General features: G+C 69.9%; 15 protein-coding genes. 13 read left to right on the top strand and 2 right to left on the bottom strand.

Annotated features, from left to right (window positions below):
• Positions 1 to 445: 445 nt before the first annotated feature.
• The 5 genes from rpsL to ABTZ91_RS27850 all read left to right on the top strand — a co-directional run bounded on the left by rpsL (position 446) and on the right by ABTZ91_RS27850 (position 7,654).
• Entirely contained in the window at positions 446 to 817 is a 372-nt protein-coding gene (gene rpsL, locus ABTZ91_RS27870) for a 30S ribosomal protein S12 (protein WP_003948652.1), read from the top strand.
• 2 nt (positions 818 to 819) lie between these two features.
• Positions 820 to 1,290 carry a 30S ribosomal protein S7 gene (rpsG, locus tag ABTZ91_RS27865; RefSeq protein WP_345486254.1) on the top strand — a complete coding sequence of 157 codons (471 nt, stop codon included), beginning with the start codon at positions 820 to 822 and terminating at the stop codon, positions 1,288 to 1,290.
• A 39-nt stretch (positions 1,291 to 1,329) separates the two neighbouring features.
• Entirely contained in the window at positions 1,330 to 3,456 is a 2,127-nt protein-coding gene (gene fusA, locus ABTZ91_RS27860; protein ID WP_352079970.1) for an elongation factor G, read from the top strand.
• A gap of 151 nt (positions 3,457 to 3,607) precedes the next feature.
• Positions 3,608 to 4,801, top strand: a complete 1,194-nt coding sequence (gene tuf, locus ABTZ91_RS27855; protein ID WP_352079969.1) for an elongation factor Tu — start codon at positions 3,608 to 3,610, stop codon at positions 4,799 to 4,801.
• A gap of 252 nt (positions 4,802 to 5,053) precedes the next feature.
• Positions 5,054 to 7,654: an N-acetylmuramoyl-L-alanine amidase gene (locus ABTZ91_RS27850; protein WP_352079968.1), complete on the top strand. Its 2,601-nt coding sequence runs from the start codon at positions 5,054 to 5,056 to the stop codon at positions 7,652 to 7,654.
• 79 nt (positions 7,655 to 7,733) lie between these two features.
• On the opposite strand, the gene ABTZ91_RS27845 is transcribed toward ABTZ91_RS27850, so the two are convergent.
• On the bottom strand, positions 7,734 to 9,737 hold the full coding sequence (locus tag ABTZ91_RS27845) for a PIG-L family deacetylase (protein ID WP_352079967.1): 2,004 nt from the start codon (positions 9,735 to 9,737) through the stop codon (positions 7,734 to 7,736).
• Positions 9,738 to 9,827: 90 nt separating this feature from the next.
• Positions 9,828 to 10,622 carry an RNA repair domain-containing protein gene (locus ABTZ91_RS27840; RefSeq protein WP_407078037.1) on the bottom strand — a complete coding sequence of 265 codons (795 nt, stop codon included), beginning with the start codon at positions 10,620 to 10,622 and terminating at the stop codon, positions 9,828 to 9,830.
• Positions 10,623 to 10,743: 121 nt separating this feature from the next.
• Here ABTZ91_RS27840 and ABTZ91_RS27835 point away from each other — a divergent pair, with 121 nt between their 5' ends.
• The 8 genes from ABTZ91_RS27835 to rpsS all read left to right on the top strand — a co-directional run bounded on the left by ABTZ91_RS27835 (position 10,744) and on the right by rpsS (position 16,321).
• On the top strand, positions 10,744 to 11,955 hold the full coding sequence (locus tag ABTZ91_RS27835; RefSeq protein WP_352079966.1) for a hypothetical protein: 1,212 nt from the start codon (positions 10,744 to 10,746) through the stop codon (positions 11,953 to 11,955).
• Positions 11,948 to 12,769, top strand: coding sequence for a hypothetical protein (locus tag ABTZ91_RS27830; protein ID WP_352079965.1), 822 nt, complete (start codon positions 11,948 to 11,950; stop codon positions 12,767 to 12,769). The genes ABTZ91_RS27835 and ABTZ91_RS27830 overlap by 8 nt, the downstream gene beginning before the upstream one ends.
• 437 nt (positions 12,770 to 13,206) lie before the next feature.
• Positions 13,207 to 13,515 carry a 30S ribosomal protein S10 gene (rpsJ, locus tag ABTZ91_RS27825; protein WP_003948644.1) on the top strand — a complete coding sequence of 103 codons (309 nt, stop codon included), beginning with the start codon at positions 13,207 to 13,209 and terminating at the stop codon, positions 13,513 to 13,515.
• A gap of 13 nt (positions 13,516 to 13,528) precedes the next feature.
• Positions 13,529 to 14,173, top strand: a complete 645-nt coding sequence (rplC, locus tag ABTZ91_RS27820) for a 50S ribosomal protein L3 (RefSeq protein WP_137993938.1) — start codon at positions 13,529 to 13,531, stop codon at positions 14,171 to 14,173.
• Between the two features lie 4 nt (positions 14,174 to 14,177).
• A complete protein-coding gene (gene rplD / locus ABTZ91_RS27815; RefSeq protein WP_345486248.1) occupies positions 14,178 to 14,828 on the top strand; it encodes a 50S ribosomal protein L4 in 651 nt (216 codons plus the stop codon).
• On the top strand, positions 14,828 to 15,151 hold the full coding sequence (gene rplW / locus ABTZ91_RS27810; protein ID WP_265864044.1) for a 50S ribosomal protein L23: 324 nt from the start codon (positions 14,828 to 14,830) through the stop codon (positions 15,149 to 15,151). Before rplD ends, rplW begins: the two co-directional genes overlap by 1 nt.
• A 39-nt stretch (positions 15,152 to 15,190) precedes the next feature.
• Positions 15,191 to 16,027 (top strand): 50S ribosomal protein L2, encoded by an 837-nt coding sequence (rplB, locus tag ABTZ91_RS27805; protein WP_352079964.1) that lies wholly within the window; start codon positions 15,191 to 15,193, stop codon positions 16,025 to 16,027.
• Positions 16,028 to 16,039: 12 nt separating this feature from the next.
• Positions 16,040 to 16,321 (top strand): 30S ribosomal protein S19, encoded by a 282-nt coding sequence (gene rpsS, locus ABTZ91_RS27800; protein ID WP_282694361.1) that lies wholly within the window; start codon positions 16,040 to 16,042, stop codon positions 16,319 to 16,321.
• The last annotated feature ends 16 nt before the right edge of the window (positions 16,322 to 16,337 follow it).

The following is a 16,337-nucleotide window of genomic DNA, read 5'->3' as shown; positions in this document are numbered from 1 at the left end:
CCACGGCTCCCCGGCGCCCCCCGGGCCCCCCCGGAGCCCCCCCCCGCGCCGCCGCCCCGCCGCCACCCGGCCCGCCCCGGCCCGCCCGCCCGCGGCTTCGCACCGTCGCCCCGCCGCCGCCACTCCGCCACTCCGCCGCCCCGCCGTCGCCACCCGGGCCGCCGTGGCGCCGCCGCCCCGCGTTCTCCCACGTCGCCGGGCGCCCTGCGCGTGGGCATTTGTTTTGACCGGAGTCCATGCGATAGGTACGCTCATGCCTTGTGCCTGGGGTGTGCCCGGAGTCGTGTGCGTGTCCTCAACCGCACGCTGAATCCGAGAACGGCCACCGCAATCCGCGCCCTTCTCCGCCCATGGCGGAGGTCCGCGCGATTCGACACACCCGACCGCGTGGGTCGGCGACGTTCCAGGTTAGTTTTACCGACGGCACACAGAAACCGGAGAAGTAGTGCCTACGATCCAGCAGCTGGTCCGTAAGGGCCGGCAGGACAAGGTCGAGAAGAACAAGACGCCCGCACTCGAGGGTTCCCCTCAGCGCCGCGGCGTCTGCACGCGTGTGTTCACGACCACCCCGAAGAAGCCGAACTCGGCGCTGCGGAAGGTCGCGCGTGTGCGTCTGACCTCCGGCATCGAGGTCACGGCCTACATTCCGGGTGAGGGTCACAACCTGCAGGAGCACTCCATCGTGCTCGTGCGCGGTGGCCGTGTGAAGGACCTGCCGGGTGTTCGTTACAAGATCATCCGCGGTTCCCTCGACACGCAGGGCGTCAAGAACCGTAAGCAGGCTCGCAGCCGCTACGGCGCCAAGAAGGAGAAGTAAGAATGCCTCGTAAGGGCCCCGCCCCGAAGCGCCCGGTCATCATCGACCCGGTCTACAGCTCTCCTCTTGTCACCTCGCTGATCAACAAGATCCTGCTGGACGGCAAGCGTTCCACCGCCGAGCGCATCGTGTACGGCGCCATGGAGGGTCTTCGCGAGAAGACCGGCCAGGACCCGGTCATCACGCTGAAGCGCGCCCTCGAGAACGTCAAGCCGTCCCTCGAGGTCAAGTCCCGTCGTGTCGGTGGCGCCACCTACCAGGTGCCGATCGAGGTCAAGCCCGGTCGCGCCTCCACCCTCGCGCTGCGCTGGCTGGTCGGCTACTCCCGCGCCCGTCGCGAGAAGACCATGACCGAGCGCCTCATGAACGAGCTCCTGGACGCCTCGAACGGCCTCGGTGCTTCGGTCAAGAAGCGTGAGGACACGCACAAGATGGCCGAGTCCAACAAGGCCTTCGCGCACTACCGCTGGTAGTCGCAACCCACATCGAGACCGAGAGAAGACTGAAGCCTTATGGCTACCACTTCGCTTGACCTGGCCAAGGTGCGCAACATCGGCATCATGGCCCACATCGACGCGGGCAAGACGACCACCACCGAGCGGATCCTGTTCTACACCGGCGTTTCGTACAAGATCGGTGAGGTCCACGACGGCGCCGCCACGATGGACTGGATGGAGCAGGAGCAGGAGCGTGGCATCACGATCACCTCTGCTGCCACCACCTGCCACTGGCCGCTCGAGGACGTCGACCACACGATCAACATCATCGACACGCCGGGCCACGTCGACTTCACCGTCGAGGTGGAGCGTTCCCTGCGCGTGCTCGACGGTGCCGTGACCGTGTTCGACGGCGTGGCCGGCGTCGAGCCCCAGTCCGAGACCGTGTGGCGTCAGGCGGACCGCTACGGCGTTCCGCGCATCTGCTTCGTCAACAAGCTCGACCGCACCGGCGCGGAGTTCTTCCGCTGCGTCGGCATGATCGAGGACCGTCTGGGCGCTCAGCCGATCGTCATGCAGCTCCCGATCGGTGCCGAGGCCGACTTCCAGGGCGTCGTCGACCTCGTTCGCATGAAGGCGCTGGTCTGGTCCGCCGAGGCCACCAAGGGCGAGATGTACGACGTCGTCGACATCCCGGCCTCGCACACCGAGCTCGCCGAGGAGTACCGCGGCAAGCTGATCGAGGCCGTCGCCGAGAACGACGAAGCGATCATGGAGCTCTACCTCGAGGGCGAAGAGCCCACCGAGGAGCAGCTGTACGCGGCCGTCCGCCGCATCACGATCGCCTCCGGCAAGTCCAAGGACACCACGGTCACCCCGGTGTTCTGCGGTACCGCGTTCAAGAACAAGGGTGTTCAGCCCCTGCTCGACGCGGTCGTGCGCTACCTCCCCTCCCCGCTCGACGTCGAGGCCATCGAGGGCCACGCCGTGAACGACCCGGAGGAGGTCGTCAAGCGCAAGCCGTCCGACGACGAGCCGCTGTCGGCCCTCGCGTTCAAGATCATGAGCGACCCGCACCTCGGCAAGCTCACCTTCGTCCGCGTGTACTCCGGTCGCCTGGACTCCGGCTCTTCTGTCCTGAACTCCGTGAAGGGCAAGAAGGAGCGCATCGGCAAGATCTACCGCATGCACGCGAACAAGCGTGAGGAGATCGACTCGGTGGGCGCCGGCGACATCATCGCCGTGATGGGTCTCAAGCAGACCACCACCGGTGAGACGCTCTGTGACGACAAGGCCCCGGTCATCCTGGAGTCCATGGACTTCCCGGCCCCGGTCATCCAGGTCGCCATCGAGCCCAAGTCCAAGGGCGACCAGGAGAAGCTGGGTGTCGCCATCCAGCGTCTCGCGGAGGAGGACCCCTCCTTCCAGGTCCACTCGGACGAGGAGACCGGCCAGACCATCATCGGCGGTATGGGCGAGCTGCACCTCGAGGTGCTGGTCGACCGCATGCGCCGTGAGTTCAAGGTCGAGGCCAACGTCGGCAAGCCGCAGGTGGCCTACCGTGAGACGATCCGCAAGGCCGTCGAGCGCGTGGACTACACGCACAAGAAGCAGACCGGTGGTACGGGTCAGTTCGCCAAGGTCCAGATCGGCATCGAGCCGATCGAGGGCGGCGAGTCCTCGTACGAGTTCGTGAACAAGGTCACCGGTGGCCGCATCCCGAAGGAGTACATCCCTTCGGTCGACGCGGGTGCGCAGGAGGCCATGCAGTTCGGCATCCTCGCCGGCTACGAGATGACCGGCGTTCGCGTGATCCTGCACGACGGTGCGTACCACGAGGTCGACTCCTCCGAGCTCGCCTTCAAGATCGCCGGCTCGCAGGCCTTCAAGGAGGCCGCGCGCAAGGCTTCGCCCGTGCTGCTCGAGCCGATGATGGCCGTCGAGGTCACCACGCCCGAGGACTACATGGGTGAGGTCATCGGCGACATCAACTCCCGCCGTGGCCAGATCCAGGCCATGGAGGAGCGTCACGGTGCCCGCATCGTGAAGGGCCTCGTGCCCCTTTCGGAGATGTTCGGCTACGTCGGCGACCTCCGCAGCAAGACCTCGGGTCGCGCAAGCTACTCGATGCAGTTCGACTCCTACGCCGAGGTTCCGCGGAACGTCGCCGAGGAGATCATCGCGAAGGCCAAGGGCGAGTAACTCTCCCGAGTTCACGCTTTAGGCTTGACACCAGTCGCCGGGGCTCAGCCCCCCGAAACCCGAGGGATCGGGCCCCGGCGCCTGGCATCCCAGCAAAGATCACCTGGCGCCGATGAAGCAAGGCGTTCAGAACCACTCCAGGAGGACCCCAGTGGCGAAGGCGAAGTTCGAGCGGACTAAGCCGCACGTCAACATCGGCACCATCGGTCACATCGACCACGGTAAGACGACCCTCACGGCCGCCATTACCAAGGTGCTGCACGACGCGTACCCGGACCTGAACGAGGCCTCGGCCTTCGACCAGATCGACAAGGCTCCCGAGGAGCGCCAGCGCGGTATCACCATCTCCATCGCGCACGTCGAGTACCAGACCGAGTCGCGTCACTACGCCCACGTCGACTGCCCGGGTCACGCGGACTACATCAAGAACATGATCACGGGTGCGGCGCAGATGGACGGCGCCATCCTCGTGGTCGCCGCCACCGACGGCCCGATGCCGCAGACCAAGGAGCACGTGCTCCTGGCCCGCCAGGTCGGCGTTCCGTACATCGTCGTCGCCCTGAACAAGGCCGACATGGTGGACGACGAGGAGATCCTCGAGCTCGTCGAGCTCGAGGTCCGTGAGCTCCTCACCGAGTACGAGTTCCCGGGCGACGACCTGCCGGTCGTCCGCGTCTCGGCGCTCAAGGCGCTCGAGGGCGACAAGGAGTGGGGCGAGAAGCTCCTCGGCCTCATGAAGGCCGTGGACGAGCACATCCCGCAGCCCGAGCGTGACGTCGACAAGCCGTTCCTGATGCCGATCGAGGACGTCTTCACGATCACCGGTCGTGGCACCGTCGTCACCGGTCGTATCGAGCGTGGTGTCCTCAAGGTCAACGAGACCGTCGACATCATCGGCATCAAGCCGGAGAAGACCACCACCACGGTCACCGGCATCGAGATGTTCCGCAAGCTGCTCGACGAGGGCCAGGCCGGTGAGAACGTCGGTCTGCTCCTCCGTGGCATCAAGCGTGAGGACGTCGAGCGCGGCCAGGTCATCATCAAGCCCGGTTCGGTCACGCCGCACACCGAGTTCGAGGCCCAGGCCTACATCCTGTCGAAGGACGAGGGTGGCCGTCACACCCCGTTCTTCAACAACTACCGCCCGCAGTTCTACTTCCGTACCACGGACGTGACCGGCGTCGTGACCCTCCCCGAGGGCACCGAGATGGTCATGCCGGGCGACAACACCTCCATGTCCGTCCAGCTGATCCAGCCGGTCGCCATGGAGGAGGGCCTCAAGTTCGCCATCCGTGAGGGTGGCCGGACCGTCGGCGCCGGCCAGGTCGTCAAGATCACCAAGTAAGTTCTCCCGAACTTCGGTGGTTTGACCTGGTAGCTCGACAGAGCTCCCATGAGGACCCCGCACCGCTTCGGCGGTGCGGGGTCCTCTGCTTTACCCCCCGGTGGCAGAAGCAAACCTGACGTCCCGTAGAGTGCGCCGGTCAGTTGTGTCATGACCATTAGGGGTGGAGACAACTTGAGATCGGGACGTCGAGCACGTCGTAAAACGGGTACGCGGGTACGTCGTACGGCGATAGGTGCCGCCCTCGCGGGCGTGACCGTACTGGCCTTCCAGGCCGCGGCGAACGGGGCGGTCTTCGGGACCGAGGACGACAAGGGGCAGGGCGACAAGCCCAGCCCGTACAGCGTCGAGGCCGGCGAGACCCCGTCGGGCAAGACCGAGCTGCACAAGCTGGCCCTGACCGACAAGGGCAAGGGCGAAGCGGTCCTGTCCAAGCGGGACACGGAGCCCTTCGGCCTGCTCGGCGTGACCTGGACGGAAGCGAACGCGAAGATCAAAGGCACGATCGAGGCCCGGACCCGCAGCGTCGAGACCGGTGAATGGTCCGAGTGGGTCGATCTCGAGCCGTACCCGGTCGGCATGGACGGCAAGCGGCCCGGTGCGGGTGGTGCCACGGAGCCGATCTGGGTGGGCGCCTCCGACGGCGCCGAGGTGCGCGTCAGCGACGGCGCCGCCGCGGGCACTCTGCCCGACGGCCTCCAGCTGGTCATGGTGGACCCGAACGGTGCCGGTGCGGCCGCGAAGGAGAACGGCGAATTCGACGCCGAACCCGCCGCCTTCGTCGCCGAGGAGCCGCCGACGACGCCCGGCCCGCCGTCGACCGCTCCCCGGCCGAACATCGTCACGCGTGAGGAGTGGGGCGCGGACACGGCCGTGGCCACTCCGGAGGAGCCCGTCTACCTGCCCGGCGGCAAGATCAAGGCCGCCTTCGTGCATCACACGACGAGCGCCGACTACCAGTGCTCGGAATCGGCGGCCATCGTCCGCAGCATCCTCGTCTACCACGTCAAGGGCCAGAACCCGCCGTGGCGGGACATCGGCTACAACTTCCTCGTCGACAAGTGCGGCACGATCTTCGAGGGCCGCGAGGGCGGCATCGACCAGCCGGTCCTGGGCGCGCACACCTACGGCTTCAACTCGGAGTCGACCGGCGTCGCGATCATCGGCAACTACATGGAGCAGTCGGCGTCGAACGCCGCACTCGCGTCGGCCTCGAAGGTGATCGCGTACAAGCTCGGCCAGTACGGGGTGGACCCCGCGGGCAAGACCACGCTGGTCGCCGGTGCGACGCAGACGAGCGGGACGGGCATCAGCTACACGACCGGCCAGTCGTACACGTTCAACGCCGTCTCCGGGCACCGTGACGGCTTCAACACCGCCTGCCCCGGCACCATGCTCTACCCCCAGCTGCCGACCATCCGGTCGTACGCCACCGGCACCGTCGCCAACCTCGCCATCAGCAACCTCACCGGCGGCGCCACCCCGGCCGGCACCGGCTACGAGACGACCGGTCCGGTCACCGTGAACTGGGGCACGACCACGTCGAACACCTTCATCCACAAGTTCGAGGTGCTCGTCGACGACCAGGTCGCCACCTGGAGCTGGGGCCACATGCGGACCGCCTCGGTCAACGTCGGCGGCTACGGCGACCACACCGTCAAGGTGCGCGCCACGCACACCTCCGGCAAGGTGACCACCTCCCCGGCCGTCACCGTGACCGTCCCCGGGCCGAAGACCTTCAAGCCGGTCGCCCCGGCGCGGCTGATGGACACCCGTACCGGTCTCGGCGTGACCAAGGCCAAGGTCGGACCCGGTGGGGAGGTCGTGCTCCAGGTCACCGGCAAGGCCGGGATCCCGACGACCGGCGTCGGTGCCGTCGTGCTGAACGTGACGGCGACCGCGCCGACCTCGGGCGGCTACGTCACCGTCTACCCGAACGGGACGAACCGTCCCACCGCGTCGAGCCTCAACTTCACCGCCGGCAAGACGATCCCGAACCTGGTGACCGTCCCGGTGATCGACGGCAAGGTCCGCTTCTACAACGCGTTCGGCTCCGTCGACCTGCTGGCCGACGTCACCGGTTACTACGCCAAGGACACCAGCGGTTCCACCCACACCAGCGTCGAGCCGCAGCGGATCATGGACACCCGCAACGGCACCGGCGTGGCGCAGGGCAAGGTCGGTCCGGCCGGTACGGTCGAGCTCCAGGTCGCCGGCGCCAACGGCATCCCGGCCGACGCCACCGCCGTGATCATGAACGTGACGGCGACCGCGCCGACCTCGGGCGGCTGGGTCGCCGCCTACCCGAGCGGGGGCACCCGCCCCGGCGTGTCGAACCTGAACTTCTCCGCCGGTCAGACGATCCCGAACCTGGCGATCGTCCCCATCGGTGAGGGCGGCAAGGTCACCTTCTACAACGCGTTCGGATCCGTGGACCTGCTCGCCGACGTCACCGGCTTCTTCTCGGCCGACCCCGCCGGCGCGTACCACATCAACATCGGTCCCAAGCGGTTGATGGACACCCGCTCCGGCCTCGGCGTGCGCCAGGGCCCCGTCACCGCGGACAGCGTCGTGACGCTGAACGTCGCGGGTACGGGCGGCGTCCCGGCCGGCGCGACCGCGGTCGTGCTCAACGTGACGGTCGCCAACCCGACCTCGGGTGGCTACGTGTCCGTCTACCCGGCCGGACCGACCGTTCCGACCGTGTCGAACCTGAACTTCACCAAGGGACTCACCATCCCGAACCTGGTCGTCGTGCCGGTCAGCGCCGACGGCAAGGTGAACTTCTACAACAAATTCGGCTCCGTCGACCTGCTCGCCGACATCACCGGCTACTTCGTCAAGCGGGCGTAAGCACGCGGCGCGATCCCAGGCCGAGTCCGGGCCCGTCTCCCTTCCGGGGAGGCGGGCCCTTCGCATTCCCCCGGCAGGCTCACGGCCGCCACACCCACGGCCGCGCGTCCGCCCCCATTCCCACCACCACGGTCCCCCGGTGCAGCACCGGATCGCCCGCCGGGACGACCCCTCGCGTACGGACGGACAGCCGGCCGCCCCGGTGCAGCTGCACCCGGTGGCGTTCGTCGCGGCCGAGGAGGACGGGGCCCGCCGGGCCCGGGGCGGCGGTGAGCAGGCCGTAGCCGTCGAAGGCGGGGGCCTCGCCCGGGGCGGCGCGGAGACGGGCGTCGGCGGGGGCGCGGGAGAAGACCTGGACGCCCGCCGGGCCGGCGGCCGGGACCGCCGCCACCGGGTCGCCGGCCAGGGGGAGCGGCTCGGCGGGGGAGCCGTCGGCCCAGTGGCGTACGGCGGTACGGCCCGCCGCCAGGACGTGCACCCGGCCCGAGGCGTCGACCAGCGCCGTCAGACCGTCCTGGACCTCGTCCCCCGAGCCGTCGCCGGGCAGCGCCCGCCACGCGCCCCACGTGCCGTCGGCCGCCCGCACGCGCGTCGACACGCCCTTGTCCGCGTTCCGTACGAAGAGGTGGACCCGGCCGTCGGGGGCGGTGACGGCCACCGGCGCGCCGATCCGCCGCCCCCGGTCGTCGCCGCGCTCGGGACCGCCGAGGCCCCGCCAGGCGAGGAAGGGGCCGCCGGGCGAGCGCTGCTCCAGGAGGACGACCTCGCGCCGGTTCGGGCCGCCGCGGCCGGACAGGGCGGCGAAGCGCACCCCGAACAGCAGCACCCGGCCGTCGCCGAGCGTCGTCGAGGCGAGCGCCGGCGCCAGCGGGCCGCCGCCCAGGTCCTCCGGCTCGCCGAAGCGGCCGGAGCCGGGGGAGACCTCGCGCCAGCGGACCGCGCGCAGCCCGAGGACGCCGTACGCGGCGAGCCGCCCGCCCGGCTCCTCGGCGACGGCCGGACCGGCGGCGGGCCACCGGTAGTGGGTGGAGCGCACCCAGCCCTTCTTGTTGGTGAGCGGACGGTCACCGCCGACGCCGTAGTCGCCGCAGCCGGCGGGGTTGCCGCAGTCCCAGGCCGGGTCGCCGCCGTACGGGACGAGGTGGGCGGCCTTCTCCTCGAGGACCCGCGGCGGGAGGTTCTTCGGCCAGTGCCGGTTGTAGTAGCCGCGGAAGGCGATGGTGGTGAACGACGGCACCGGCGCTCCGCCGGCGGTGGCGTCGGCGACCCAGCGCAGCAGCGCGGCCCAGGTGAAGCAGGCGACGGCGGTGTGGTCGCCGTGGTCGGAGTAGCCGGGCTGCTCGCTGTCCCGCTTGCGGGTGGGCTCGTCGCTGATCTGGATGTCCGGGTCGGGGTCGAGGGTGTGCACGACGGTGGGCCGGTAGCGGGCGAGCAGCCCGGCCAGGACCTCGATCAGCTGCCCGTGGTCGTAGGTGTCGGCCCGGGGGACGGGGGAGCCGGCGGACAGATGGGTGCGCAGTTCGAGGGCCCGGTCCTCCCACAGGGCGGGCAGCGCCATGTACCGGCGGGTGGTGTGCATCGGGAGGTTGAGGAAGACCAGCTCGACCCGGCGCCCGCCGTGGACGAGGGTGTTCACCTCGCACTGCCGTCCGCCGGCGAGGGGGACGACCCGCTTCCGCCAGGGCGTGAACTTCTCCGCGCCGAGCGCGTCCGCGTACGACTGGCGCAGCCCCTGGTGGCGGGCGGAGGAGTACGCGGCCTTGTCGGGCGGGGTCTCCGGCATGCCCTTGATCCAGTTCGTGCCGGTGTGCTCGCCGGCGGTGACGTACACGGAGACGAGCGGAACCCCGGCGTCGAGCAGCCGCTGGGTGTCGGGGTTCATGAAGTACAGGTCGTCGTCCGGGTGCGCGGCGAACTGCATGAGCAGCGCCCGGCCGGCGCTGTGCGCCAGGGGACGGCCCGGTGCCGGGTCGGCGGTGGCCGCGCTGCTCGGCGGTGCGGGTACGGAGCAGCCGGCGACGGCCGCGGCGACGGCGGCGGCTCCGGCGAGCACGGTGCGCCGCGCCACTCTTCTGTTGTCCACCGCTCGTCGGTCCCCCGTGCGTCTGTGCAGCTGGTGTGCGTGTCGTGTACGCGTGTGCGTCTGGCTAGACGGATTTTCGGTGACCGGGGTTCAGCGGTGTACGCGGGTGCCGCCGAGCGGCACCGTCGCCCTCACCCGCATGGGCTCGTGGCCGCGCCGGGAGAGCAGCACCAGCTCGTCGACCCGGACGCTCATCGTGCCGAGCAGCTCCTCGCACGCGGCGGCCAGGACGGCGGGCTCGCGGCTGCGGCCGAGCGAGAGGTGCGGGGTGAAGCCGCGGTCGTCGCCGCACAGCGGGAACCGCTCCTCCAGGGCTTCGCGCATCCGCTGCCACGGTTCGGGGCCGGCCGCCGCCGGGTCGAGCCAGACGGTGGCGTCCGTGCGGTGCCGGAACCAGCGCACTCCCCGGAGCCGGGCGCGGAACGGCGGGACGGTCCGCAGGGCGGCCGCGACGAGCGGGATCGCCCGCGGGAAGTCGGCCTCGGGCACGAATCCGTAGACGACGTTCACGTGCGGCGGCCAGCGCCCGATCTGCCGGTCGTGGACCCGGCGGATGCTCTGGACCGGCTCCCACAGGCCGGCCGGCGGCAGCCATGCGAGGGCGGTCCGGTGGGTGGGCGGGACGGCCAGGACGTCGGCGTGGGCCCGGCCCGCCGGGGAGTCGCCGAGCCGGTCGGTCCCGGTCGAGCGGTCCCAGACGACCTCGCCGTCGGCCTCGAAGAACAGGACGCGGTGCCAGGGGATGTCCCCGCCGGGCACGAAGTCGGTCAGGGCGATCCGGGCCGGCCGGTCCGTGCCGCGCTCGGCGACGCCCATCACGAAGCGCTCGGCGTCGAGGCGCGGGTCCCAGAGCACCCGGTGGTAGATCTCGTCGCTGGTGCGCATGCCGGGCGTCTGCCCGGATCCGTTCGGTCACGAACTGATCAAGAGCGCTGACCGGCCTGTTCCGTCCGTCCGGCGGCGTGAGAACGTCCGGATCGCAACGTGCAGCACAGGGGTGGGACACATGGAAGACAAGCCGTCGGACCAGCGGTCGGACCAGCCGTCGGGCGAGCCGTCGGTCTCCGACGCGGAATGGGCCGCGTTCGTCGAGGCCGCGCGGGAGCAGGGCCTCGGCACCGAGGCGCAGGAGAAGGCCCTGCGGAAGGCCAAGCCGCCGAAGCGGCCGAAGGAGCCGAAGCGGCCGAAGGCGCCGAAGAGCCAGGAGCCGGCGGGCTGGCGCACCGGACCGGCCTGGCAGGAGATGAACGGCCGCGCGGACCGTCGGCGCCGGGTGAGGGCCGTCGTCGGCGTCACCCTGGCCGCCGCGCTCGCGCTGGTCGCCGTACGGCCCCAGCTGGTGACCGGGTACCTCCCGGAGAACGTGGCCGCCGCCCTGCCGTCCGGCTGGACGGACCTCCCCGAGGACACCACCCCGCTCGCCGCCGAGACGGTGCGCCCCACGGCCCCGCCCGAGGAGGCCGACCCCCACCGCCCGACCCTGAAGGAGCCCTTCCGGGGCTCCCCGGCCCTGCGCTGGGCCGACGGCGCGGCGGGCATCGAACTCCCGGCGGCGAAGGCGACCGGCTGGATGTCGAAGACCGAGGTCGCGAAGGCCCTCGCGACCACGCGCGCCTTCCTGGTGGCGTCGAACCTGGACCCTGCGGTGCTGGGTGGTGGCAAGCCGGAGAAGGCGCTCGGCCTGCTCGACCCGAAGCAGTCGGACCTCGTGTCGGGCATGGAGAAGGCCCTCGCCAAGCCCTCGGAGCGGGACGACCCGACGGTGCTCTTCAGCCGCTTCTCCCCGGCCGAGGCCCGGCCCGTCGGCACGGTCGTCAAGGTGCGCGGCCGGATGAGCGTCGAGAACGGCAAGGGCAAGGACGCGGGCCTGGTACTGATCCACACCGACTACACCTTCGTCTACCCGGTCACGAAGGCCGGGCCGGGCGCCGCGTCGGTGTCCCGCACGGTCGTGCGCCGGCAGATCACCTTCTCCATGGCCGACCCCGCCAGTTTCGTGGCCACGCCGGGCAAGCTCGGGGTGAGCGCGTGGGACTCCAACATCGGCAACGACGACTGCAACCGCCCCGAGGACGGCTACTTCCACCCCACGTTCGCCGAGGACGGGTACGCCGGTCCGGCGGCGCCGGAGCCGTCCGGCCCCGCCGTCGACCCGTACGACCGCAGCAAGGACCTCGACGAGCTCCCCCAGGAGTGCGGAACGGTGACCCGTGTCTGACGGCGGCCGGCGCAGCGGCCGGCGCGCGGCCCTGCTGAGCGGCGTGCTCGCCCTCGCCCTGCTCGGTGGGCTCGCGGCCTGGTGGGCCACGGGGACGGCCGCGCCGCCCCCGGCCGCCGGCCACCCCACGGTCGCGGAACCCTTCCGGGGCTCGCCCGCCGCCGCGTGGGCGGACGGCGCCGCCGGCATCGAGCTGCCCGAGGCCCGCGCGGTGGCCGGGATGTCGGGGAACGAGGTCGCCGTCGCGCTGAACCGGGTCAAGGACTTCCTGGTGGCCGCCAACCTGGACCCCGCGATGCTCCGGGGCGAGCCGTCCCTCCTCGCGCCGCACCTGCTCGACGCGGCCAACCGGGCGGATGCGTTGTCGTGGCTCGACCGGCCCGATGCCGAGCGGCGAAACCCGCTGTGGCTCTTCACCCGTTTCGATCCGGCCGAGTCCCGCCTCGTCGGCACCGTGAAGACCCGGGGAAGGATGACCTACGAAGCCGGTGACGAACCCGGCGTCGTCCGGATCAGGGCCGTCTACGCCTTCGTCTATCCCGTGGCGGACGCCGTGCCGGGCCGGGACCGGGTCACCCGGGCGATCGTGCGCCGTGACGCGACCTTCGAGGTGTACGACACCGAGCCGGGCTCACTGACCCCGGTCGAGTTCCGCTATGTCGTCTTCAACCACGACTGCGGAGCCTTCGACGGCGTCGTCCACCCCTGGTTCGGCGGGCAGGGCACTACGCCCGGGCGTGGTGTCGACCCGTACGCGCTGGAACGCGAGCTGGACGAGCTGCCGGTGGAGTGCTCCCCGGTCTCGCGGATCTGAGCCCGCCGAGGGGGCGCGTCCGCTCACTCGGCGCGCCCCCGTGTGTACCTCCGCGTGACGTGGGGTACAGTCTTCGGCCCCGATTGGCGGCCGGTAGGTCCCGTATGGCAGACTGTCGGGGTTGCTCGGTTGAGTGCCGATGCTGCGCGCCTCCCGCCGGGAGGACCGGAAGCGAGTCCCACAGTACTCGTCGTCCCTTCTCAGGGGCGGACGTACGGGAATCTTCCGGGAAGTGTCAGCGGGGTGCCGACCAGGCACCCGGTGGGTGTTCCGCCCCCGGCTTCGCGGGTTTGTGGGCCCGCACCCCCTTGGTTGGGAAATCCTTCGGGACTTCTTCGTAGAGGGAGTGCGACACGCCCGACCGCGTGGGTCGGAGGAGGAGTCAGGAGAACCCCCGGGTTCCAGAGCGTTACGAGAGACAGGACTACTGAGTAGCCATGGCGGGACAGAAGATCCGCATCCGGCTCAAGGCCTACGACCACGAGGTCATCGACTCCTCGGCGAAGAAGATCGTCGAGACGGTGACGCGCACTGGTGCGTCGGTCGCGGGCCCGGTGCCGCTGCCCACTGAGAAGAACGTGTACTGCGTCATCAAGTCGCCGCACAAGTACAAGGACTCGCGCGAGCACTTCGAGATGCGCACGCACAAGCGCCTCATCGACATCCTCGACCCCACGCCGAAGACCGTCGACTCGCTCATGCGTCTCGACCTGCCGGCGGGCGTCGACATCGAGATCAAGCTCTGAGGTGACGCGCGAGATGGCTAAGAACATCAAGGGCATCCTGGGCGAGAAGCTCGGCATGACGCAGGTCTGGGACGAGAACAACCGGGTCGTCCCGGTGACCGTCGTCAAGGCCGGCCCGAATGTCGTGACCCAGGTGCGTACGAACGACACCGACGGCTACGAGTCGGTCCAGATCGCCTTCGGCGAGATCGACCCGCGCAAGGTGAACAAGCCCCTCAAGGGCCACTTCGCCAAGGCCGATGTCACCCCGCGCCGCCACCTGGTGGAGCTCCGCACCGCTGACGCCTCCGAGTACACCCTCGGCCAGGAGATCACCGCCGAGGTCTTCGAGGCCGGCGTGAAGGTCGACGTCACCGGCAAGAGCAAGGGCAAGGGCTTCGCCGGCGCCATGAAGCGCCACAACTTCCGTGGTGGCAAGGCGTCGCACGGTGCCCACCGCGTGCACCGCAAGCCCGGTTCGATCGGTGGCTGCGCCACCCCGGGCCGCGTCTTCAAGGGCATGCGCATGGCCGGCCGTATGGGCAACGAGCGCGTGACCACCCAGAACCTGACCGTTCACGCCGTTGACGCGGAGAAGGGCCTGCTCCTGATCAAGGGCGCGGTTCCTGGTCCGAACGGCGGCCTCGTCCTGGTCCGCACCGCGGCCAAGGGGGCCTGAGGATATGAGCACCATTGACATTCTGTCGCCCTCCGGCGACAAGACCGGGACCGTCGAGCTCCCGGCCGAGATCTTCGAGGCCAAGGTCAGCATCCCGCTGATCCACCAGGTCGTCGTCGCGCAGCTGGCCGCCGCCCGTCAGGGCACGCACAAGGTCAAGTCGCGTGGCGAGGTCCGCGGTGGTGGCCGCAAGCCGTACCGCCAGAAGGGCACCGGCCGCGCCCGTCAGGGTTCGACCCGCGCCCCGCAGTTCGCCGGTGGTGGCGTCGTGCACGGTCCCGTGCCGCGTGACTACTCGCAGCGGACCCCCAAGAAGATGAAGGCCGCCGCCCTCCGCGGTGCCCTCTCCGACCGGGCGAACCACTCCCGCATCCACGTCGTCACCGGCGTGGTCGAGGGTGGCATCTCCACCAAGGCCGCCAAGACGCTGTTCGGCAAGATCTCGGAGCGCAAGAACCTGCTCCTGGTCGCCGAGCGCTCCGACGAGGCCGCGTGGCTGTCCGCCCGCAACCTGCCCCAGGTGCACATCCTGGAGCCGGGCCAGCTGAACACGTACGACGTGATGCGATCCGACGACGTGGTCTTCACCCAGGCCGCCCTCGAGTCCTTCGTGTCTGGCCCCAAGGCCGATGAGACCGAAGGGAGCGAGGCCTGATGTCCGAGGCCACGATCACCAGCAAGACCTTCACGGACCCGCGCGACGTCCTCGTCAAGCCGGTTGTCTCCGAGAAGAGCTACGCGCTGCTTGACGAGAACAAGTACACGTTCATCGTCGCGCCCGGCGCCAACAAGACCCAGATCAAGCAGGCCGTCGAGGCGGTCTTCTCGGTCAAGGTCACCGGGGTCAACACGATCAACCGCCAGGGCAAGCGCAAGCGCACCCGCACCGGTTTCGGCAAGCGTGCCAACACCAAGCGCGCCATCGTGACCCTCGCCGAGGGCAACCGAATCGACATCTTCGGCGGCCCGACCGCCTGACGGCGGTCGAGTCGTCCGATATCGGACGAGGACTGAGAAATGGGTATCCGCAAGTACAAGCCGACGACGCCGGGCCGCCGTGGCTCCTCCGTCGCCGACTTCGTCGAGATCACGCGGTCCACGCCGGAGAAGTCGCTGGTCCGCCCCCTGCACAGCAAGGGCGGCCGTAACAACACCGGTCGTGTGACCGTCCGCCACCAGGGCGGTGGCCACAAGCGTGCCTACCGCGTGATCGACTTCCGTCGTCACGACAAGGACGGCGTGCCGGCCAAGGTCGCTCACATCGAGTACGACCCCAACCGCACCGCGCGCATCGCGCTGCTCCACTACGCGGACGGCGAGAAGCGCTACATCATCGCCCCGCGTGGTCTCGCGCAGGGTGACCGGGTGGAGAACGGCCCCACGGCCGACATCAAGCCCGGCAACAACCTGGCCCTCCGCAACATCCCGGTCGGTACCACGATCCACGCGATCGAGCTCCGTCCCGGCGGTGGCGCCAAGTTCGCCCGCTCCGCAGGTGCCTCCGTGCAGCTGCTCGCGAAGGAGGGCTCGATGGCCCACCTCCGCATGCCGTCGGGCGAGATCCGCCTGGTCGACGCCCGCTGCCGCGCCACCATCGGTGAGGTCGGCAACGCCGAGCAGTCGAACATCAACTGGGGCAAGGCCGGCCGCAAGCGCTGGCTGGGCGTCCGCCCGACCGTTCGCGGTGTGGCGATGAACCCGGTTGACCACCCGCACGGTGGTGGTGAGGGCAAGACCTCCGGTGGTCGCCACCCGGTGTCCCCGTGGGGCCAGAAGGAAGGCCGTACTCGTTCGCCCAAGAAGGCGTCGAACAAGTACATCGTCCGCCGCCGCAAGACGAACAAGAAGCGCTAGGAGCGGGTTTAGATGCCGCGCAGTCTCAAGAAGGGGCCCTTCGTCGACGACCACCTCATCAAGAAGGTGGACGCCCAGAACGAAGCCGGCACCAAGAACGTCATCAAGACCTGGTCCCGTCGCTCGATGATCGTCCCGGCCATGCTGGGCCACACGATCGCGGTGCACAACGGCAAGACCCACGTCCCGGTGTTCGTCACCGAGTCGATGGTCGGCCACAAGCTCGGCGAGTTCTCGCCGACGCGCACCTTCCGGGGTCACGTCAAGGAAGACCGGAAGTCGAAGCGCCGCTAAGGCGCGGATCGCAACA

This window comes from Streptomyces sp. NPDC126499, assembly GCF_040302485.1.
Classification (GTDB): domain Bacteria; phylum Actinomycetota; class Actinomycetes; order Streptomycetales; family Streptomycetaceae; genus Streptomyces.
Note: the sequence above shows the minus strand (reverse complement) of the source record. Positions and strands in the feature narration are given on the sequence as shown.